This window comes from Brevibacillus sp. HB1.2 (assembly GCF_013332495.1).
Lineage (GTDB): Bacteria > Bacillota > Bacilli > Brevibacillales > Brevibacillaceae > Brevibacillus > Brevibacillus porteri.
In genome coordinates this window covers 1-19,682 of the sequence record NZ_JABMIU010000009.1, presented here as the reverse complement: position 1 = coordinate 19,682, position 19,682 = coordinate 1, and the positions used below count along the sequence as shown (strand labels likewise).

The 19,682-nt window shown below is 47.9% G+C and carries 21 protein-coding genes; 14 read left to right on the top strand and 7 right to left on the bottom strand.

All coding sequences use genetic code 11. The annotated features are described in order from the left end of the window. Positions 1 to 6 precede the first annotated feature (6 nt). Genes HPY28_RS19620 through HPY28_RS19595 form a run of 6 tightly spaced genes read left to right on the top strand, consistent with a single transcriptional unit; the run spans position 7 to position 6,368 of the window. Positions 7 to 927 carry an ABC transporter permease gene (locus HPY28_RS19620; protein ID WP_017250418.1) on the top strand — a complete coding sequence of 307 codons (921 nt, stop codon included), beginning with the start codon at positions 7 to 9 and terminating at the stop codon, positions 925 to 927. A 15-nt stretch (positions 928 to 942) separates the two neighbouring features. Then, the gene (locus HPY28_RS19615) at positions 943 to 1,797 is read left to right on the top strand and encodes an ABC transporter permease (RefSeq protein WP_173623669.1); all 855 of its coding nucleotides are present in this window, start codon (positions 943 to 945) and stop codon (positions 1,795 to 1,797) included. Between the two features lie 22 nt (positions 1,798 to 1,819). Continuing rightward, positions 1,820 to 2,809 (top strand): ABC transporter ATP-binding protein, encoded by a 990-nt coding sequence (locus HPY28_RS19610; RefSeq protein WP_174231234.1) that lies wholly within the window; start codon positions 1,820 to 1,822, stop codon positions 2,807 to 2,809. Further along, positions 2,806 to 3,813, top strand: coding sequence for an ABC transporter ATP-binding protein (locus HPY28_RS19605; protein ID WP_017250415.1), 1,008 nt, complete (start codon positions 2,806 to 2,808; stop codon positions 3,811 to 3,813). The genes HPY28_RS19610 and HPY28_RS19605 overlap by 4 nt, the downstream gene beginning before the upstream one ends. Continuing rightward, positions 3,794 to 4,906: an o-succinylbenzoate synthase gene (menC, locus tag HPY28_RS19600; protein ID WP_017250414.1), complete on the top strand. Its 1,113-nt coding sequence runs from the start codon at positions 3,794 to 3,796 to the stop codon at positions 4,904 to 4,906. The genes HPY28_RS19605 and menC overlap by 20 nt, the downstream gene beginning before the upstream one ends. Positions 4,907 to 4,931: 25 nt before the next feature. Next, positions 4,932 to 6,368, top strand: coding sequence for a serine hydrolase domain-containing protein (locus tag HPY28_RS19595; RefSeq protein ID WP_017250413.1), 1,437 nt, complete (start codon positions 4,932 to 4,934; stop codon positions 6,366 to 6,368). A gap of 70 nt (positions 6,369 to 6,438) precedes the next feature. Here HPY28_RS19595 and HPY28_RS19590 read toward each other — a convergent pair whose 3' ends face one another. After that, a complete protein-coding gene (locus HPY28_RS19590; RefSeq protein WP_173623667.1) occupies positions 6,439 to 7,758 on the bottom strand; it encodes an MFS transporter in 1,320 nt (439 codons plus the stop codon). Then, positions 7,730 to 8,464 (bottom strand): winged helix-turn-helix domain-containing protein, encoded by a 735-nt coding sequence (locus HPY28_RS19585; RefSeq protein ID WP_173623666.1) that lies wholly within the window; start codon positions 8,462 to 8,464, stop codon positions 7,730 to 7,732. Before HPY28_RS19585 ends, HPY28_RS19590 begins: the two co-directional genes overlap by 29 nt. A gap of 164 nt (positions 8,465 to 8,628) precedes the next feature. Here HPY28_RS19585 and HPY28_RS19580 point away from each other — a divergent pair, with 164 nt between their 5' ends. Both HPY28_RS19580 and HPY28_RS19575 read left to right on the top strand, forming a co-directional pair. Next, positions 8,629 to 9,849, top strand: coding sequence for an MFS transporter (locus HPY28_RS19580; protein WP_174231233.1), 1,221 nt, complete (start codon positions 8,629 to 8,631; stop codon positions 9,847 to 9,849). A gap of 135 nt (positions 9,850 to 9,984) precedes the next feature. Beyond that, positions 9,985 to 11,241, top strand: coding sequence for an MFS transporter (locus HPY28_RS19575; protein WP_017250409.1), 1,257 nt, complete (start codon positions 9,985 to 9,987; stop codon positions 11,239 to 11,241). On the opposite strand, the gene HPY28_RS19570 is transcribed toward HPY28_RS19575, so the two are convergent. Further along, positions 11,218 to 12,048 carry an SDR family NAD(P)-dependent oxidoreductase gene (locus HPY28_RS19570; RefSeq protein WP_174225884.1) on the bottom strand — a complete coding sequence of 277 codons (831 nt, stop codon included), beginning with the start codon at positions 12,046 to 12,048 and terminating at the stop codon, positions 11,218 to 11,220. The genes HPY28_RS19575 and HPY28_RS19570 overlap by 24 nt on opposite strands. A 52-nt stretch (positions 12,049 to 12,100) precedes the next feature. Here HPY28_RS19570 and HPY28_RS19565 point away from each other — a divergent pair, with 52 nt between their 5' ends. Next, entirely contained in the window at positions 12,101 to 12,325 is a 225-nt protein-coding gene (locus tag HPY28_RS19565; protein ID WP_173623662.1) for a DUF1540 domain-containing protein, read from the top strand. A gap of 61 nt (positions 12,326 to 12,386) precedes the next feature. Here the strand turns inward: HPY28_RS19565 and HPY28_RS19560 are convergent, their stop codons facing one another. Further along, entirely contained in the window at positions 12,387 to 12,977 is a 591-nt protein-coding gene (locus HPY28_RS19560) for a 5' nucleotidase, NT5C type (RefSeq protein WP_069847542.1), read from the bottom strand. 97 nt (positions 12,978 to 13,074) lie between these two features. Here HPY28_RS19560 and HPY28_RS19555 point away from each other — a divergent pair, with 97 nt between their 5' ends. Next, on the top strand, positions 13,075 to 13,656 hold the full coding sequence (locus tag HPY28_RS19555; protein ID WP_017250405.1) for a DUF1700 domain-containing protein: 582 nt from the start codon (positions 13,075 to 13,077) through the stop codon (positions 13,654 to 13,656). Between the two features lie 64 nt (positions 13,657 to 13,720). On the opposite strand, the gene HPY28_RS19550 is transcribed toward HPY28_RS19555, so the two are convergent. Further along, complete coding sequence (locus tag HPY28_RS19550; RefSeq protein WP_017250404.1) at positions 13,721 to 14,251, bottom strand: DUF84 family protein; 531 nt, start codon at positions 14,249 to 14,251, stop codon at positions 13,721 to 13,723. A 141-nt stretch (positions 14,252 to 14,392) separates the two neighbouring features. On the opposite strand from HPY28_RS19550, the gene dapF reads away from it, so the two are divergent. Next, positions 14,393 to 15,253, top strand: coding sequence for a diaminopimelate epimerase (gene dapF, locus HPY28_RS19545; protein WP_106834915.1), 861 nt, complete (start codon positions 14,393 to 14,395; stop codon positions 15,251 to 15,253). Between the two features lie 113 nt (positions 15,254 to 15,366). Here the strand turns inward: dapF and HPY28_RS19540 are convergent, their stop codons facing one another. Further along, positions 15,367 to 15,513 (bottom strand): hypothetical protein, encoded by a 147-nt coding sequence (locus HPY28_RS19540; RefSeq protein ID WP_017250402.1) that lies wholly within the window; start codon positions 15,511 to 15,513, stop codon positions 15,367 to 15,369. Positions 15,514 to 15,789: 276 nt separating this feature from the next. Between HPY28_RS19540 and HPY28_RS19535 the strand changes: the two genes are divergently transcribed. Genes HPY28_RS19535 through HPY28_RS19525 form a run of 3 tightly spaced genes read left to right on the top strand, consistent with a single transcriptional unit; the run spans position 15,790 to position 19,003 of the window. After that, positions 15,790 to 16,959, top strand: coding sequence for a cysteine desulfurase family protein (locus HPY28_RS19535; RefSeq protein ID WP_174231232.1), 1,170 nt, complete (start codon positions 15,790 to 15,792; stop codon positions 16,957 to 16,959). A 25-nt stretch (positions 16,960 to 16,984) separates the two neighbouring features. After that, positions 16,985 to 18,184, top strand: coding sequence for a tRNA uracil 4-sulfurtransferase ThiI (gene thiI / locus HPY28_RS19530; RefSeq protein ID WP_174231231.1), 1,200 nt, complete (start codon positions 16,985 to 16,987; stop codon positions 18,182 to 18,184). A gap of 42 nt (positions 18,185 to 18,226) precedes the next feature. After that, positions 18,227 to 19,003, top strand: a complete 777-nt coding sequence (locus HPY28_RS19525) for a fumarylacetoacetate hydrolase family protein (RefSeq protein ID WP_174231230.1) — start codon at positions 18,227 to 18,229, stop codon at positions 19,001 to 19,003. 68 nt (positions 19,004 to 19,071) lie between these two features. On the opposite strand, the gene HPY28_RS19520 is transcribed toward HPY28_RS19525, so the two are convergent. Then, on the bottom strand, positions 19,072 to 19,353 hold the full coding sequence (locus HPY28_RS19520; protein WP_007720859.1) for a hypothetical protein: 282 nt from the start codon (positions 19,351 to 19,353) through the stop codon (positions 19,072 to 19,074). Positions 19,354 to 19,682: the final 329 nt, after the last annotated feature.

Below are 19,682 nucleotides of genomic sequence, written 5' to 3'. Positions count from 1 at the left end.
GAGGGCATGCGCCGATATGTAGTAAAAAGATTACTTTCCCTGGTAGGTACACTGTTTGGCGTTTCCGTCCTGATCTTCTTGATGGTGCACCTCATACCGGGTGATCCCGCAACACAAATACTCGGACAGTTTGCAACACCAGAGGCCATCAGTCAAATGAGAGCGTCGCTAGGTCTGGATCAACCACTGTGGCAGCAATACATGCGATTTGCTGGAAACCTGTTCGCTGGCGATTTGGGAACATCGTTATTCACTGGCGAAAAGGTATGGGATCAGATTATGAACCGTTTCCCAATCACCATGCAGCTTGCCATCCTTAGTGTAATCATTGCCGCAATATTCGGTATCTTGTTGGGCACGATTGCTGCCGTCAAACAAAACACCATCATCGATCGGCTTGTCGTGCTTACCTCGTTACTCGGTATTTCGGCACCCGGCTTCTGGATTGCCTTGTTTCTTATCTGGATTTTTGCTTACAAACTTGCTTTGTTTCCGATTTCCGGCTATGAGGGGATTCACTCCTTGCTGCTGCCAGCGATTACGTTGGGTATGGCGGAAGCGGGGATGATCGCCCGTATGACCCGATCCAGCATGCTGGAAGTCATCAAGCAGGATTACATGCGGACAGCTGAGGCCAAGGGGGCAGCACTTTTCCGAATCATAGTGAGCCACGGTCTGCCGAACGCCATTATTCCTGTTGTCACGATGTTAGGCTTGCAGTTCGGTTCGCTCATGGCTGGAGCTGTGGTGGTGGAAACCGTGTTTTCTCTGCAAGGGATCGGCAGCCTGGCGATTGAGGCGATCAGTAAACGGGATATGCCGACCATACAGGGCATGGTGTTTTTCATGGCGTTGATTTTTGCCTTAACCAATTTGATCGTGGATCTCATTTACAGCCGGATTGATCCGCGAATCCATTTCGACTAAGGAAGGAGCAGATGGATGGTGAACAGTAATCGTCCGGAGTCGTATTGGGGTGGGATGGGCAAACGGCTGAGACGCAATAAGACAGCAATGGCGGGTGTGGTTATCCTAATCGTCTTCACACTGGGTTCGCTTCTTGCTCCAGTCATTGCCCCTCATCCTGTCGAACAAATGAACTTTAACAGTCGATTAAGCGCTCCGAGTATGACTCATCTTCTCGGAACAGATGATTTTGGCAGAGATATTTTTTCTCGTTTATTGCACGGGGGACGGATTTCCTTGCTGATGGGTTTGATAACGGTTGTGCTTTCTACCTTGATAGGTGTAACGCTCGGTATTATCGCTGGCTATTATCGTCGCGTGGATCTGTTTATCATGCAGGGCATGGATATTCTCATGTCACTTCCTGCTCTGCTTCTGGCGATCGCTGTCATTGCGGTCTTGGGTCCCGGTTTAACGAATGCCATGATTGCGGTAGTGATTGCCGTTATTCCGTCTTATGTGCGGGTCGTTCGCTCTGCAGTCTTATCCATAAGGGAAAAAGAGTACGTTGAGGCTGTTCGCGCTCTGGGGATCAGAGACTGGCAGATTTTACTGAAGCATATTTTACCCAATATTCTCTCCCCGATCATCGTGCTTTCCACCATTCAATTCGGTGTGAGTATTTTGGCGGCAGCTGCCTTGAGCTTCCTCGGACTGGGTGCGCAACCGCCGATGCCAGAGTGGGGAGCCATGGTTTTTGTCGGCAAGGCATTCTTGAGTCAGGCCTGGTGGATGTCCATTTTTCCTGGATTGGCCATTATGCTGGTTGTCCTTGGCTTCAATCTGTTAGGTGACGGATTACGGGATGCATTCGACCCGAAAACGAGGTAATGGATGAAGGGGGCACAAGCTGATGAAAGAGGTACTCTTGGAAGTAATTGATTTACGCTTGCAGTTTAAGACGGATAAGGGCGAGCTACCAGCGCTGCAAGGCATTTCTTTTCAGCTGAAAAAAGGTGAGACGGTCGCGCTGGTAGGCGAGTCTGGCTGTGGAAAAAGTGTGACGTCCTTGGCGATCATGGGGCTCTTGTCACGGGCGAATGCGCAGATGGAGGGAAGCATTCGGTTTCGTGATACCTTATTGAACCAGTTGAGTGCCAGTGAACTTCGCAACATTCGCGGAAAAGATATCGCGATGATTTTTCAGGAACCGATGACGTCACTCAATCCGGTCCATACGATCGGACGACAGCTGGAGGAAGTGTATCAGCTGCATACCGATTTATCGAAAAAAGAACGCCAAGCAAAAGCGGTTGAGATGCTCAAAAAAGTGGGCGTGCCGCGGGCAGAAGACATCATGCGGGAATATCCCCATCAGCTATCAGGTGGGATGAAGCAGCGTGTCATGATTGCGATGGCGATGGCTTGTAACCCGGATTTATTGATCGCGGACGAGCCGACGACTGCACTGGATGTGACCATTCAAGCGCAAATTTTGGAATTGATGAACGATCTGAAGGAGAACGATCATACCTCCCTGCTGCTCATTACGCATGACTTGGGAGTGGTGGCTGAAATGGCTGATCGTGTACTTGTCATGTACTACGGGGAGATCGTAGAAGAAGCTGACGTTGCCAGTCTGTTTTCGAATCCGAAGCATCCCTATACGATTGGACTTTTACGCTGCATCCCCGATCTGGATGAGGAGGAGAAGCTACGCCTCGATCCGATTGAAGGCAGTGTCCCGCTACTGGGTGAAGTGACACAAGGGTGCGCATTCCGCTTCCGCTGCTCGCAGGCCGAAGAGCGATGTTACAAAGAAAAACCGCCGCTTAAGGCAACGGGCACAGGCACACAGGCCGTTCGATGCTGGCTGTACGAGAACAAGGAGATGGCGGTATGAGTGATATCTTGTTATCGGTAAACGATTTAAAGACGTATTTTCCCATTAGCAAAGGAATGTTTCGCAATAGCGACGAAGTGATCAAGGCAGTCGATGGAGTTTCTTTCCAGTTGCGAAAAGGCGAAACGCTTGGGTTGGTAGGAGAAAGCGGTTGTGGCAAGTCAACGACTGGTCGTAGCATCATGCGACTCATTGAGCCGACAGGTGGAACGATTGAATTTGAGGGGCAAAACATTTTGGATATGTCGGCTGCACGATTTCGTCCACTCCGCAAACGAATGCAAATCGTGTTTCAGGACCCGTATGCTTCGTTAAATCCACGGATGACCGTGCAAGGGGCTTTGGAGGAAGCGTTAGGCGTCAAAGATCCGCAAATGTCTGCGAAAGAAAGGCGCGATCAAGTAAAAGAACTGCTTCAGATGGTCGGACTGAATGCTCAATACGCCACTCGCTTCCCCCATGAGTTCAGCGGTGGGCAGCGGCAGCGAATCGGGATCGCTCGAGCATTGGCGGTAGAACCTTCATTGATCGTAGCAGATGAGCCAGTTTCAGCACTTGACGTCTCCATTCAGGCGCAGATCGTGAATCTGTTGCAGGATTTGCAGCAACGTCTAGGCTTGAGCTATCTGTTTATTTCACACGATCTAGGTGTCGTTCGCCACATCAGCGACAGAATTGCGGTCATGTATCTTGGAAGAATCGTCGAAATCGCCAGCAAAAAGGATTTGTTTGCGCGACCGTTGCATCCGTACACAGTAGCGCTCATGTCAGCGGTTCCCAAAGCCAACCCGTTTCGGAAGAAGGAGAGAATCGTTCTTTCCGGGGATGTTCCCTCTCCAGCGAATGTTCCAGTTGGCTGTGCGTTTCATACCAGGTGCTCCTATGCGACGGATGTTTGCCGCACAGTGCGTCCTGTCGCTACACTTGCTTCGCCACAACATTATGTTGCTTGTCATTTATATGGAACAGAAGGGATGAAGTACATTGAAAATCGAACGAATTGAATTGCAGCAACTGCACATGCCACTTCGTTTCCGTTTTGAAACGAGCTTTGGATATACGACCATCAAGGAGCTCATTCTGGTCAGTGTGTATGGAGAGGGAGAGGTAGGGCACGCGGAAAGTGTGGCGATGTCGGCCCCTTATTATAGTGAAGAAACGACAGAGACAGCATGGCACATGATGGAGAAGTTTATGATTCCAAAGCTGTTCACGAGTGAAATCGAGACCCCGGAAGATGTGGATCGGCTCTTTGCCCCCATTCGCCGCAATAACATGGCGAAGGCGGCTTTAGAAGGCGCGATCTGGGATCTCTACAGCAAGCAGAAAGGAATCTCTCTCGCCAAAGCATTAGGAGGCGAGAAATCTGTTATCGATGTAGGGATCAGCATTGGTATTGAACCGACTGTCGATCAAGTTTTGGCAAAAGTAGAGCGCCATCTCGGTGAGGGCTATAAGAAGATCAAGGTAAAGATCAAGCCGGGCTTTGACGTAGAGGTGATTCGAGCAATCCGCGAACGCTTTGGAGAGAGTGTCCCGCTGATGGCGGATGCGAACTCCGCATACACGATGGAGCATTTGGATGTGATGAAGGAGCTGGATCAATATGGGCTGATGATGATCGAACAGCCACTCGCCCATGATGACATTATTGATCATGCCAAGCTGCAAAGGGAGCTGTCTACTCCAATTTGTCTCGATGAAAGTATTCACAATGTGGATGATGCCAGAAAAGCAATAGAGCTAGGCAGCTGCGGCATTATTAATATCAAGGTGGGGAGGGTCGGTGGATTAACAGAGTCCAAACGCATTCACGACTTATGTCAGGCACACGACATTCCGGTTTGGTGCGGAGGCATGATTGAGTCGGGTGTCGGCCGCGCGCACAATATTGCGATTACCTCTTTGCCGAATTTCACGATCCCTGGTGATACAGCCGCCTCCAGCCGTTACTGGGAGGAAGACATCGTGGAGAATGGAGTAGAACTGATGGCTCCTGGCCAATTGGCAGTTCCAGATACCCCGGGCATCGGTTACGTCCTGAACCAAAAGGCGATCGGCAATTATGTGATTCGTACGGCAAACTTCCGGCCTTAAAAAAAATGAAAAGGGGAGAAGGAGCATGGCGGATTGGGTACAGTCGTTTGAGGAATACGCACAAAAGCTGCTTGCAGAGGCAAAAGTAATAGGAACAGCGGTCGGATTGGCAGAGCAAGGAGAGCTGAGGTATTTCCATGGCTTCGGTTTGGCAGACAACACAGAGGATGCAAAAGCATTAACGCCTGATACGGTGTTTGGCATTGGTTCTGCTACCAAGTCCTTTACATGTGTGGCCATTATGCAGCTTCAGGACGCAGGAAAGCTATCCGTTCATGATCCGGTCATTAAGTATCTCCCAGAGCTACGCACACCTAATGAAGCTTATACTCGCGAGATGACCATCCATCATCTGATGACACATACGGCTGGATTCCCTCCTTTGGATACATTAGCTGGTGCGATGAAAAGAAGTATTCTGAAGGGTGGGGACGTTAAGTCCTCTAGCTCCGGTCTTGAGTTTGATCTCGATAAAGTGGAAGAGATCAATACAAAAGAAGAATTCATGGCCTACATCGGCAAGCTGGATTACGAGTTTTTAGGTGCGCCTGGAACGGAGTTTAGCTACTCCAACGACAGTTATGCCATGCTCGGTCTGATTATTGAACGAGTGAGCGGGATTTCTTACGAGCAGTTTGTGCATGACCATATTTTGGTGCCAGCCGGGATGAAGAACAGTGCCTTTCTCGTCGAAGATTTGCCAGAGGGAGCAGAGGTAGCTACCTTGTTTACCCGAAAAAGTCCAAAGGATGGCGGTGAGGTATTTCGTTCACCCTCGTGGTGGGATTCACCATCGATGCGCTCCGCTGGTTTTCTGAAATCGACGATTCACGATCTATTGTGCTATACCGAAATATTCAGAACGGGTGGATTGGTAGGAGAGAATCGCTTGCTCTCACCGGAGAGTGTGCAGGCCATGATAGCGCCTCATTTCTCGATTTCTCCGTTTCAAGCATATGGCTATGGATTGTTTATAGCCAATTGTCATGATGGAACACTCATTGAGCACGGTGGAGCGATCAAGGGAGTTGCGGCACAAATTTTTGTTTTCCCGGAGCGGGGCCTGACAGGAGCCATATTGATGAACACAGATGGCGGGCCAATGGCAGATGTGATGCACGGTATTTTGAATGCGACCAACGGACGTTCTACGGATACGGTACCGTTCCCATATCCGGATTATGAGCTGGCTGTCGAAGCACTCCCTGCATTTACAGGCGAGTATCGCTCTTCCGAAGGGGCGATCGTATCGGTTGAAATCGAAGAAAATGAGCTGGTAGCAAAAAGTAACGGAACGAACATTCCGCTACGATCAGTGGGAGAAGACAGCTTCGTCATGAAACGTGGAGAAACCGACATGTTTATCCGCTTTGTACGAGATGAGGCCGGAGTAGTCACACGGATGGGCTTTGGTGGTCGTCAGCTGGTAAAGGTCTTTGCTGAAAAAGAACAAACTGTTTAAATAGCAAAACGCGTACCTGCAAGAGCTCATGCTTGCGAGGTGCGCGTTCTTTCTATTTATAATAGAGGCGTTACGAAGAAAGGGTGGCAGGAAACTGCTGCTCCTCTACCATAGGTCGTTTCCAGTTCGGATGCTGCTCCATTTGCCGGAACGAGCGGAAAAAGAACAGGCTAAGGCTGATACTTGCAAATATGATACCGCCAAAGAATAATAGAAGCCCCGGTGTTGCGATGTTTTTGGCGAGAAGAAAGGAGCACAGTGCATAGCTGACTGGCCCAAAGCCGACGGACATCAAGGAAAGCAATGACATGACACGACCGAGCATGTTGGCAGGGACGATACTTTGAATGTAGGTGATAAACGGAATATTCGTCATACTGAGTGCCATTCCGATGAGAAAATGAGAGACAAGTCCAAAGGAAAGCTCCTCAATGAAATAATACGAGCTGATTCCAACTCCCATACAACCGAGAATGACAGGGAGTAACATAAATTTTCCACGGAATCCTTTAAACAATCCAGTCAAAATACCGCCGACAATCATGCCCACTCCAACTGAGGTACTGAGTGAACTAAAAGCACTCCCGTCCCATCCGAGGTTATTTACATGAATGGGAATGATCATGTTAACTGGGCCGGAGAACATCATGTTGGTAAAAAGTGATGTTGTTAAAATAAGTGCGAGGATCGGGATTGAATACGTAAAACGAATGCCCCCCACGATATCTTTGAAATATGAGCTTGCTCGTGATTCTGTTGTAGACGCTGAAGTCGTATCTTTGGTGTATGAGTGTGAATGGAGAGAGAGTACAAAGAGTGTTCCTACGAAGAAGGTGCATGCCAAGATCATAAACATGATCGGATAACTAACGGTTCCAATTAATAAGGCAGTAACTACCGGTCCGGCAACCATGCTAATCTGATGGCATAGTTCCATTAAGCTGTTAGCTGGCGCAAGTTGTTCTCGAGAGACAAGAGAGGGCAGAATCGAGCTGCGTGCTGGCCAAAAAAATGCATCGACTGTTCCGAATAAAGCTGCCATGACGTACAGGCTTACTGGGAACCAGGCGCCATTTCCTTGAAGCATAAGCAAACTGAAGCAGGCTAAAATAATGCCCCTAACCAGAAGGGAGGAAAACATAATCCATTTTCGATTCAAACGATCAGCAGCCACCCCGCCCGCCAGCATAAAGAGGAGACGGGGGATGGACAGACAAATCAAAGTCGTGCCGAGGATTGCTCCTGAGCCTAAGCCATTCACGATATACCAGTTGAGCAGGATGAAGAAAGCCCCGTCAGCCATTGCCGAAAATAAAGTGCCGCACCATAACCGGACAAACGATCCATTTTTCCACAGGGAATTATTTGTCGCCAGAGTGCTCATCTCCATTTTCCTCCTTCTTTTTCTTCACGACAATCTTGCTGGTGTAATGCTTGAATTCAGACTGTTGGTGCTCATAGTTATCTGGCAAGGATTCGTCTTCTGCGACGTAGTAACGTTCATTCGTCATGAATCCGACGGTGACCATGTAAAAGTTTTCAACCGTATCCTCCGCTTCTCCAGTAGCAATCCTCCCTAAGTAGCGATCTTCCATTTCGGATAGCTCCTCAAGTAAAGCCTGATATTTTTTGAGCCAAGCAAATATTTCTTTTCGAGGTGCTCTCACTTCGGAGCTAGCTGCAATAGCAGGAGGACGATCCTCTTGATCCGAAAAGAGCATGAATGACTCGTCTGGTGCGTTATACAGGCGATTAATACCGGAGCGCAGGTGATTTATCATCGTTTCCTGCAACAGGATACTGTCTTCGCGCAGGGAGGGCAGCAAATCATCACTAACCTTGAAGTCGTAAGCAACAGCCCGATAAAACTTTTGTACGATCCCGTTCTTTTCTTCCGTACGCACGACTTCAACGAAGCCGTGGCTTTCCAATTCCTTCAAGTGATAATGCACTTTAGAGGGAGAAAGGGAGAGCAGGGTCGCGAGCTGCTTGCCTGTGTATTCCTCCTTGACCAGCATCGTGATGATCTGTAGGCGCAAGGAATCGCTGACAGCTTTTAATTGATCCAAAGTTTCCACAACTACGTAACGTTTCAAGTCGATCAACCTCGTTTCGCTGAACGTGAATGTTTTCTTATTTTTAAACGTTCAGTTTTATTTGAACGTATTATAACAACAAAACGATCTGTTTCGCAAGATCAATTTGCGCTTATTTTTTGACAAGTGCTACAATATTGAAAACGGTGAGAGGGTGCATTCCTGTGGCGATCTTGCAACATCCCGTCTTTCGTCGTTTGTATACGGCCCACATTGTACACATCATCGGAAATGAATTTACATTTATTGCGGTCGTTGGACTTTTACATGATTTAAGTGGATCGGGTCTTTCTTTTGCGGCAGGTACTGTGTTTCGCATGATCCCTTATGTGTTTGCCAGCTTTTTCGCAGGGACGCTTGTAGAGAATTGGGATAAACGGCGGGTCATGATTGTTGTCAATTTGCTTCGCGGCATTCTCGTCAGTTTGTTTTTCTTCATCACATCCGCGGCCTACTTATGGGTGGCTTTTTTGTTATTGATTCTGGTCAATATTTGCAGTGCTTTTTTTCAACCAGCCATGCAAGTCGCGATCGTACAATCCGTGGAGGAAAAGGATAGGCTGGCTGCGAATTCCCTTTTGCAGGGGACGACTTCGTTTCTCATTATTGTTTGTCAGGGTGTGGCAGCAGTTCTGGTTTACTTGTTCTCCTACCGTTACAACTTTTTGCTCGATGCCGCCTGTTATTTGTTGTCGCTGTTTATCTTGCTTCCGCTCCCGCATATCGCTAACCATGTTGTATCGAAAGCGGCTGTACCTTTTATGGAAAGGCTAAAAGAGGGCTTCCGTTATATCGGCAAACATCGGGAAATTGGCAGTGTGATCGGCTATCAGATGGCGGAACGAGTATGTGGCGCCTATTACATTATGCTGATGTACTATGTTCTTACGGAGCGGGGAGAGGGCTTGTATGTATTCGGACTCTTAGATATACCGCTGGGAATCGGGGGTGTGATCGCTGGGATTGCCGTGAACAAACTGTCTGACAGCCTGAGTGAAAAGGGAACGTGGCGTGTCCAAGGCTGGGCACTCGTTGCGATGGGCTGCTCGATTATCGCTGTGTTTCATACGAAACCACTACTTGGGCTGGCCATTGCCATCCTCTTTGCATCAACGGCTCAGTTTGGCTCGTCGATATTGTCTGTAACGAAGCTTCAGCGACTGTCTGATCCTGCTTATTTGGCTCGCGTATTTTCCATTCGGGAAATGGCGACCATGGGAAGCTTTTCTGCGAGCTGCTTGATTCTCGGATTCAGTGCGGAGCAGGTCGGGAGTGCCGCTGTCTCCGTGTGGCTTGGTTTCTTTGGGGTAGCAGCAGGACTTCTGTGGCTTTGGAGCCGTCGTAAATTGCAAAAGTTCGCAGACGTACAGTTAGACTTAGGATAGATTCCTCTGCTTATTTGGAGCAGAGGCTCTTTTTTCATACAAAATGAAACTTTTAGATTTAATAAATATAATTATTGAAAAAGTATGAAACCAATTATACAATGAATGGAAAAAAGAGAAAAAGGAAGATGCAGCATGAAGGAATTATGGCGGCAGCGTTCATTTCGCTGGTACTGGCTGGGGATGTTTTTATCTGGTTTGGGGGATCAGTTTGGCTGGATGGGCTTGACGTGGTTTGTCATGAATAAAACAGGCTCACCTGCTGCGATGGGTGGAGTTGTTCTTGCGTATATGCTCCCTGCTGTTTTTGCTGGTTTAGTGGCGGGAGTTTTGCTGGATCGGTTTGATCGACGCAAGCTCATCATGATGGACAATGTGGCGCGAGGACTCATTTTTATAGCATTGGTCGCATTATTGCAGATCGAACAAGTTCCGCTTTTTGTGATATACGTACTGATTGTGATTGCAGGAATCCTTTCTCCGCTGAGCACAGCTGGGGCGCAGACTTTGTTGCCGAGAATCGTTTCGGACAAAAATCAATTGGTCAAAGCAAATGGCGTGATGGAAACACAATGGCAAATTGTTTATATGTTTGGACCGGCACTCGCGGGTGTTTTAATCGGGTTGATTGGTGAAGCTTATGTTCTGTTGATCGATGCGGCCAGCTTTTTTGTATGTGCCTTCTGCTTCTCCCGGTTGCCGCGTGAGCTTACGAAAAGTGCGAATCCTACTGCGCTGGTAAAAGGTCAAATGGGAGTATTCTTTCGTTCTCTCTTGAGTGACATGCGGACAGGGTATCGCTACATATTGGGACGCAAGCAATTGATTATTCTTATCTTTTTTACATTTTTATTTAACATGTCGTACGGTCCGATTGAAATTGCACTCCCCCTGTATGCGAATCAGGATTTGGCAGGAGGAGCTGTTGCATTAGGGATGCTGTGGTCTTCTTTGGCAGTCGGGGCATTACTAGGCTCTCTCTTTTTCTCAACGATTACGTGGAAACTTCCGTTGGGTTCGACACTGGCAGGGATTATCGTGGCGTGGGGATTGACCACATTGCCGATCGCATTATTCTCAAGGTTGGAGATCGCGATGGCTTCGATGGTTGTGGCGGGCTTTTGCTTTGCTCCTTATAACATCATGTACAGAAGCTATCTGCAAAAACAGGTGCCTGATGCTCTCTTGGGGCGGGTATTGACCAGTGTTCGTACGATTACGGGGACAGGAATGCCAGCAGGAGCGGCTGTCTCTGGCTTCCTCATACCCTTTTTGGGCGTTCAAGGGATCATTGGAGCCGGAGCAGCCGTATGTATCATTTTCGGTCTCCTTGCATTCGGGGCATTGAAAAACTTGGAGGATTCCTCCTCACTTCCGATTGAGGAGAGGTGAGACGAGATGTTTTAGCCACTGAGGCAATAGGAAGTAGATGCGGGAGAGCGCATGCAGACGAAATGGCATGGCAACCTCCGGACGCTTTGCTTCCGCTGCTCGATAAATGGCCCTTGCCGTTTGTTCCGGTGTCAATAAATACCGACTCACTTTGCTGCGATAGCTACCCGTTTTGTCTGCTTTATCCAAAAAGGGCGTGTCGATCGGCCCTGGCATCGCACACGTCACAGCAATTCCAGTGCCTTGCAGTTCGTGGCGCAATCCTTCACTAAAGCGGATAACAGCTGCTTTGCTGGCTGCATACACCGCAGCTTTGGCAGTTGCGACCTGTCCGGCAAGTGAGGCAACTGTGATAATATGACCTTGCTTTTGTTGAAGCATCATCGGCAAAAAGGCGCGGGTTGTGTAGAGAACACCGGAAATATTCGTCCGCAATGTTTCTTCCAGCTCTTCTACGCGCATGTCGATCAGCGGTTCAAAGACAGCCATCCCGGCATTGTTGTAAAGAAAATCGCAACGCTCGAAACGGATGTTCACCCATGCAGCGAACTGCCGAATGTCTTCGTTGTTGCTGACGTCTAACGGGTAATGATGGAGATGATTCGGATAAGCGTTTTGTAACAAAACGAGTTCCTCGTTGATAGCTCTGCGACTCGTGGCAATGACACAATCACCTTTTTCTAAATGAAGTCGAGTCAAAGCTAGACCAAGGCCACCAGAAGCCCCGGTGATGACGACAATACGGGGAGTCGACATGTCATCCACTTCTTTCTTGTGTAGAGTTTTGATTTCCACTGTAAATGGCAAAGTATAAGCCCCCTAGTTGATGTGAAGGCTAGCCTCTAGGGGGTGAATGCACATGCCAGCAGTAAAATGTTCTGTAGCAAACTGTGAGTACTGGGCGCAGGGCAATCTTTGCAGCGCCGAAGAAATCATGGTAGAGATTGACGCACACGCTACCGTAAACCTGAAAGAAGAATTCGCAGGCGAGTACGGTCAAAACACCCAGCATCAGGATCAGGCAAAGACATCGTCTGAGACCTGTTGTCTGACGTTCAAGCCGAAGACATCAGCGAAGAAATAACGCTATCTCGGCGCAAAAAGGACGTATCCCAAAACGGTGATACGTCTTTTTTCTATTCAACCTATACGCTTGTCCTAGCTGGAAAAAGCTCGTTGACTTTTTGGGCAACCTCTTCCCAAGAAGTGACTCGATGGACGAGTGGAGGTAGGGACGCTTGATTATACGGAGTGTCAAACAAGAACACGGGAATTTGCAGCGCCTCTGACAATTGCAAAGCGTTCTCCAGACGATCCTCCAAAAAGAGGTCCACGCCCCATTTGCGGGCAGCTGACAGCTTGTCGTGGCTCCCAATCAAATCCACTTCATGGTGAGGGATATTGTAGCGAGCAAACCATTGTAAGGTCACATCGCGATGACGATCCTCTCGAGCACTTATATATACCAGCTTGTGGGAGGTAAACCAATCGCGCAAAACCTGATCGGCAATTCCGTGAACAGGCGCACCATCATAAAGGCGTTCCCCGTTTTGATCCAGCCACATTTCAAACTCTGCGTCTGTGATTTGATACACGTTGGCTAAATTGTACTCCACACAGTCTTCATATCGTAAATCTCTTCCAAAGCTCTCATTCATCAACGGAACAATACTGCTAGGTGATGTGACTGTGCCGTCAATATCAATGCCAATCGTTAGGATTTTGTCTGGTTTCATTCTCTCGCCTCCCGTTTAAATTGTACAACGTAGGCAGACAATAAGGCTACTTCCTTCACTTAAATAATCCTTTACCAAAAAAGGGGCTGAGCATGCTATGTTGGATCGACACGAACGTAATGATGCGAAGCGGAAGGAAGATACCGGTTTTTCCGAGACGGTTGATCAGCACGACAGGGAGTTTGCAGCGAATACTTGGACACAGGCCGTTTTTGACGAAGAGGAAGAGCGGTCGAGGCGCAGGGTTCACTATGACCCCCACTCCTTTACAGAGCGCTATACAGGCGAGCTGGATGAGGAGCGTAACGACTTTTCGGAGCGTTTGGATGGCGTTGTCCTGACAAAAGAGGACCGTTCACGGGTCGCCAAAGTCAGAGATGACGACATCGAGGCAGCGGCGGAGATCGCCGAGCCGTTTCCGACCAGTCGTGCTGCCAGTGAGATCGACACAGACGAGGACAGCCGGGAAAATGGGGCCACCGGTATTGGAATGACTGGCTTGGGCTTATCGATCCTGTCCCTGTTTCTCATGCCGTACTTGGTGGCTCCAATTGGTATGGTGCTTGGCTATCTGGCGTATCGACGCAACTCGAAGACGCTGGGAGCCTGGGCGATGATCATAGGTGCTATTGCCATTTTGGGCGCATTAGTCATCTACCCGTACTATACGGCTCGCTAAAAGTATCAAACCGCAAAACCTCTCCGGTTCATTCAGCCGGAGAGGTTTTTGTGTTGCCCCACTGCTATTTGTACAAGGAGGAGACGAAAGGTGTAATCGCTGCGATAACGGCGTCACAAAATACATCAGAACGACTTACGCGATTATCCGTTAAAAGGGAATAGGCGCCGCCACGGTGATTACTGCCGACGGTTTTCCCCCATTCATCTATGATGGTACTTAGCTCAATTTGCTCCTGCTGGATTCGGTGGACAGCTTGATTTGGGATAGGAAAAGCCAATCCCTTTCCAATAAAGAGCTCACTTCCATTCCAGGCTGCGCAGATGGAAATCAAATACCACTGTTTGGTAAACGGCTCATCGTACATAAGTCCGCCTTCCAAGCCTAGCCCAATCTCTGCTTCTGGGGTTTGACTATGTGCAGCTTTTGCTCGATTGATCGCTCCTGTAATCGTCTCTTCTTCACTCATCGGCTGAGCCGCTACGCCAGAGGGGACAGATAAGCAGAAAGGTTCCGTTCCAGTTGCTTTTTGTACAGCGAGACGTTTTGCTTCATTTTTCGTTCCGAGTGCATAGCGGAAAATATGATAATCCAACGGCTTGTTCCACCTCTTTCCATCATCGATGCTAGTGGTAGTATACCACCTTTTGATTCGACCGCGATTCCCTAGGTTGTGATAAGATAATGCATAGAGAAAAGTCAGACCTAGCATCCGAAAGAGAAAGAGGAGTGGACGATGAAATTTACAAAGCTGCATGGCTTGGGTAATGATTACGTTTACGTAAACTGTTTTGAGGAAGACTTGTCAGGTGTAGATTTACCCGAACTGGCAAGAAGGGTGAGCGATCGGAATTTTGGCATTGGTGGCGATGGACTGATCCTCATTATGCCATCTGAGCGAGCAGACTTTCGCATGCGGGTATTTAACAATGATGGCAGCGAAGCAAAAAATTGCGGAAACGGCTTGCGCTGTGTGAGTAAGTACGTATACGATCATGCTTTAACTCAGCAAACAACGTTTACCGTGGAGACGTTAGGAGGGACCGTTACTCCTGTTGTATCGCTTGGAACAGACGGTAAGGTCGATCAAGTAACCATAGATATGGGAGAGCCTCATTTTGAGCGAGCAGCAATTCCGATGACAGGCATTCCTGAAGAGCAAGTGCGAGAAGAGGTAATCGAAGTCGGTGGAACTGCGTTTACGATGACGGCTGTTTCGATGGGCAATCCTCATGCCATCCTTTTCGTGGATGAAGTGAAGGAAGAAGATGTTCGTCACTACGGGCCAATGATCGAGTATCACGAATGGTTCCCTGAGCGAACTAATGTCGAATTTATCCAAATATTGAATCAAGAGGAAATTCTTTTCCGTGTATGGGAAAGGGGTTCGGGTGTAACGCTTGCCTGTGGGACAGGAGCTTGCGCTGCTGCAGTAGCTGCCCACTTGAGTGGAAAGACCGGTAGAAAAGTCACTGTTCATCTGGCAGGAGGCGATCTCTTTATTGAATGGAAGGAAGCGGATAACCGTGTCTATATGACGGGTCCGGCTACTGAAGTTTTTTCTGGTAAGTATTTGGGGGAGATCCCATTTAAATAACAGCAAGCCAAAACCGTTCCGTCGAAATCGACAGGAGCGGTTTTTTCACAAAAAATAGCGTGGTCACGGCGAATCCTTCATGCCGTCACCACGCTATCGAATTCGAATAAGTGTCACGCGTTGTACACCTCATTTAGGTATGCGACGTCCGTGCGATCGTACTGAGGAGTATTTTTGTTCATCTTCGCCAGTTCCGCTTGCAGTCTTTTCAATTCGGCTTCCATCTTCTTGATTTCTTCTTGCATAGCTTGTGCGGTCATGGTGGTTCTCTCCTTGTTGTCGTTTTTTATCTAAATTTATTGACTATTCTAACGAAAGGCTAAAACAATGTAAATAGCCTATATCTGGATGTAAGCGTTTTATTCGTGAATAGTCTGTGAACGCTTGTTCAGATTGTCTGATTTGGCCTTTTGAGAGCAACGAACTCGGGGAAAAATAAGGTCGAGAAGTGTAATACTTTATATGTTCTTTACGAAAAGTCATGTTATGATGAAGCGTAGTATTCGGGCATCTTGCCCTTAGGAAGGTGTGTACTGGTGATTTACTTGGACAACAGTGCGACTACCCGGCCTCATCCTCAAGTGATTGAAACCGTTAGACGCGCGATGGAAAGCTACTATGGAAACCCGTCTTCTTTGCATCAAAAAGGAGTAGAGGCGGAAAATGTACTGAAGCAGGCGCGAAAGGTTGCCGCTCAGTATTTGGGTTGTAAAGAAAGTGAAGTTATTTTTACTTCAGGTGGTACGGAGAGCAACAATACGGCGATCAAGGGTATAGCCTTTCAATATCAAAACAGAGGGAAACATATTATTACGACGCAGGTAGAGCATCCGGCTGTTTACGATGTTTGCAAACAGTTGGAAGGCCTAGGGTTTACTGTGACGTATCTGCCAGTAGATCGTGAAGGTCGCGTATCGGTAGAAGCTGTTCAGAAAGCAATGCGTCCGGATACGATTCTCGTTTCGGTCATGCATGTGAACAACGAGCTGGGAACCATTCAACCGATCTTGGAAATCGGACAATGGTTGAAGCAATTCCCGAAAGTCTTGTTTCACGTCGATGCTGTCCAAGGAATTGGGAAAGTTCCTTTGCGCATCAAGGATTCAGGGATTGATCTGTTGAGCGTCTCTGCTCACAAGTTTTACGGACCCAGGGGAGTCGGCATTTTGTATAAACGGGAAGGCTTGATCATTCACCCGTTGATGATGGGTGGCGGCCAAGAAGGCGGAGTTCGCTCAGGTACGGAAAACCTCCCAGCCATCGCCGGTATGGCAAAAGCAATCCGGATTTTAGAAGAACTAGGCAGCGTGGAGATGATCAGGCTGCAACAATTGAATCAACAGCTTCGTCAAGGGATTGCAACGATTGAAGGTTGCATAGTGAATACCGCGGAAGCGAATACGGCTCCCCATATCATGAACTTGTCAGTACCAGGAGTAAAAGCGGAAGTCCTGTTGCATGCTTTGGAGGAAAAAGGCTTTCTGATATCCACCAAGTCTGCATGTTCATCCAAAGTCAATGAGCCAAGCAGAGTACTGACTGCGATTGGCATTGAGCGGGATTGCGCGTTGTCGTCTTTGCGGGTTAGTTTGGGCCGGGAAAATACAGCGGAGGACATTCAGCAGTTTTTGAAGGCGTTAGAGGAATGCGTCAGTTTGCTTCGTTCTTATATAAAACAACAACCTGCCCCCGCTCATAGAAAATAGTGTGGACAACTAAAAGGAGATAAATATGAACTACGATGTTATTTTAATTCGTTATGGTGAGTTGGCGCTTAAAGGAAAAAACCGCGATCAATTCGAAGAGGCACTTGTAAAAAGTGTGAGAAACGTACTGCGCTCGTTTTTTAAAGTAAAAGTTCGACGCAATTACGGTCGGATGTATGTGGAGCTGCATGGCGAGGACGCTTATGCGGTTATGGAGCGTTTGAAACGTGTATTTGGTATTTCTTCCTTTAGTCCGACGATCCAGGTAGATCCTGATATTGAAACGATCAAGGAAAAAGCGCTGGACTTGGTTCGTCAAATGGACCCACAACCGCGCACTTTCCGTGTGGTTTCTCGTCGTGCAGATAAACGCTATCCAATTCAATCGATGGAAGTGAACCGTATGGTGGCAACACACATCTTGCGTGCACTTCCAGCTATCAGTGTAGATTTGCATGAGCCGGATATGATTGTTAATGCAGAAATTCGCACGGAGGGTACTTACATTAGCTGTGAAACCATCCCGGGACCAGGTGGCTTGCCAGTTGGGGTGAGCGGAAAAGTACTACTGCTTCTATCTGGGGGTATCGACAGTCCTGTAGCTGGCTGGATGATGCTGAAGCGTGGTGTGACGCTTGAAGCGATTCACTTCCACAGCTACCCATTTACGAGCGAGCGTGCTTTGCAAAAAGTACGGGATCTAGCACATAAGCTGACCAAATGGGGAGGAACAGTCCGCCTCCATGTCGTACCGTTTACAGAGATTCAAACTGCCATTCGTGAAAAATGCCCAGAAGACTATTTGATCACCATCATGCGTCGGTTTATGATGCGCATTTCGGAGCGTGTAGCGGAAAATACCAATGCGAAGGCACTCGCAACAGGGGAAAGCCTCGGTCAAGTCGCATCGCAAACCTTGGAAAGCATGGACACGATCAACAAGGTGATTTCGATTCCAATCCTGCGACCGCTCGTCGCCATGGACAAGGTAGACATTGTAGACCTTTCTCGCCAAATCGATACGTACGAGCTGTCTATTTTGCCGTATGAAGACTGCTGCACAGTGTTTACACCGAAAAATCCTGTCACGCGACCGAAGCCTCGCCTCGCTGCAAAATTTGAGGAAGCACTGGATGTAGAAGCGCTAGTGGAGGATGCTGTAGCGAGAACTGAAATAGAAGAGATTACAACGAAGCCAATAGAAACGACAACCGACCTGTTCTAAATACAAGTATAGAGAAAATCGCGACACGGGGGAGAAGGAACCATGATAATCCGTTATGAGCGCAATGGTAAGGTGAAGCATGGCTGGATGGTGGAAGAGGATCACAAAGTACGCGTGATTGAAGGGGACATTTACAAAATTCATACGGCAAAACCGATCATGACGGGCCTTGAGCTGCCTTTGGATGAGGTCACGTTGAAGGCGCCAAGTGATCCAAGCAAGGTCGTATGCATCGGATTGAATTACCGGGACCATGCGGCTAAGATGGGGATTGACCTGCCAAAAGAACCGTTGATGTTTTTGAAGCCGTCAACAACTGTCATTGGACCTGGTGAGCCCATCGTCTATCCAAAGCTGACGCAGAACCTTCATTATGAAGGCGAACTCGCCGTGGTGATTAAGAAAGAGGCCAAGAAGATCAAGGCTGCGGATGCAGACGATTATATCTTGGGATTCACTTGTGCGATTGATGTGACCGCGCGCGATCTGCAGATGAGCGATGGGCAATGGACACGGGCAAAAGGTTTTGATACATTTTGTCCGCTTGGACCTGCTATTGCGGCTAAACTGGATTATCACAACTTGCGTATCGTGACACGAGTAAACGGGGAAGTGCGTCAGGATGCTTGCACTGACCAATTGATTTTTTCGATTCCACAATTGATCGAGGCTGTATCTGCGGTCATGACGCTTCGTCCTGGCGATGTTATTTTAACCGGGACTCCATCTGGTGTAGGTGAGCTTGTTCCAGGTGACGAGATTTCGGTAACCATTGAAGGGATCGGAACCTTAACGACTCATGTAGTGGCCGAGGAGTAGCCATACATTCTTTGATAAGATGGACCAAGCCCCCTGCTTGTGTGAAGTGGGGGCTTGGCTTTTTTATTTTATTCTTCTTTGTTCGGATCATCATGAATGGGATGCGCAGATGGGTCTTGTCGCGGGAGGTCTTGATGCATCTGCCGTGTTTCGTAAGTGAACCGAGTGGTGGTGGAATGCTGTCCGGGCTCCCAGCCTGTTGCTTTCCCTAAGCGAGTTTCGTTGGTGGCAGCTCCAAATGGCCCTTCTGGAAATTCCTCCTGAAGGATTTCATTGCGCTGCGACTCTACAGTAGATAATTCACTGTAATTGTCGTTTTCGTATTCTTCATAGGTTGGTTTTGGATCCATAGTAACACCGCCGTTTATTTATTGGGTACTTCACGGTTACGCAGCTTAAACGCCCATCGGTTATAGTTTGAAATAAAAAGAGAATCACTATTCGTTTTTCCTATTGACTCCGTCATTCATTTCATTTATATTTAAATTCTGCTCGAAACAATCAATAAACATAAAAAATCACTGATAAAAAAGTGAGAGAAACACTTGACTTATTACTGGTGATTTTGTTATATTAGATCTTGTCGCTGCTGAACGAAGCGAATTGGCTGAAAAAACCTCTTGCAAAAACAGTTGCGACACGATAAGATAGAAAAGTCGTCTTCGGGCGAATGACGCAA

What these genes read in the sequence shown, in the direction of transcription:
- thiI (WP_174231231.1), top strand. Translation starts at nt 16,985, where the DNA reads ATGAACTACGATGTTATTTTAATTCGTTATGGTGAGTTGGCGCTTAAA.
- HPY28_RS19605 (WP_017250415.1), top strand. Translation starts at nt 2,806, where the DNA reads ATGAGTGATATCTTGTTATCGGTAAACGATTTAAAGACGTATTTTCCC.
- dapF (WP_106834915.1), top strand. Translation starts at nt 14,393, where the DNA reads ATGAAATTTACAAAGCTGCATGGCTTGGGTAATGATTACGTTTACGTA.
- HPY28_RS19520 (WP_007720859.1), bottom strand. Translation starts at nt 19,353, where the DNA reads ATGGATCCAAAACCAACCTATGAAGAATACGAAAACGACAATTACAGT.
- HPY28_RS19610 (WP_174231234.1), top strand. Translation starts at nt 1,820, where the DNA reads ATGAAAGAGGTACTCTTGGAAGTAATTGATTTACGCTTGCAGTTTAAG.
- HPY28_RS19555 (WP_017250405.1), top strand. Translation starts at nt 13,075, where the DNA reads ATGTTGGATCGACACGAACGTAATGATGCGAAGCGGAAGGAAGATACC.
- HPY28_RS19560 (WP_069847542.1), bottom strand. Translation starts at nt 12,977, where the DNA reads ATGAAACCAGACAAAATCCTAACGATTGGCATTGATATTGACGGCACA.
- HPY28_RS19590 (WP_173623667.1), bottom strand. Translation starts at nt 7,758, where the DNA reads ATGGAGATGAGCACTCTGGCGACAAATAATTCCCTGTGGAAAAATGGA.
- HPY28_RS19565 (WP_173623662.1), top strand. Translation starts at nt 12,101, where the DNA reads ATGCCAGCAGTAAAATGTTCTGTAGCAAACTGTGAGTACTGGGCGCAG.
- HPY28_RS19540 (WP_017250402.1), bottom strand. Translation starts at nt 15,513, where the DNA reads ATGACCGCACAAGCTATGCAAGAAGAAATCAAGAAGATGGAAGCCGAA.
- HPY28_RS19525 (WP_174231230.1), top strand. Translation starts at nt 18,227, where the DNA reads ATGATAATCCGTTATGAGCGCAATGGTAAGGTGAAGCATGGCTGGATG.
- HPY28_RS19620 (WP_017250418.1), top strand. Translation starts at nt 7, where the DNA reads ATGCGCCGATATGTAGTAAAAAGATTACTTTCCCTGGTAGGTACACTG.
- HPY28_RS19615 (WP_173623669.1), top strand. Translation starts at nt 943, where the DNA reads ATGGTGAACAGTAATCGTCCGGAGTCGTATTGGGGTGGGATGGGCAAA.
- HPY28_RS19575 (WP_017250409.1), top strand. Translation starts at nt 9,985, where the DNA reads ATGAAGGAATTATGGCGGCAGCGTTCATTTCGCTGGTACTGGCTGGGG.
- HPY28_RS19595 (WP_017250413.1), top strand. Translation starts at nt 4,932, where the DNA reads ATGGCGGATTGGGTACAGTCGTTTGAGGAATACGCACAAAAGCTGCTT.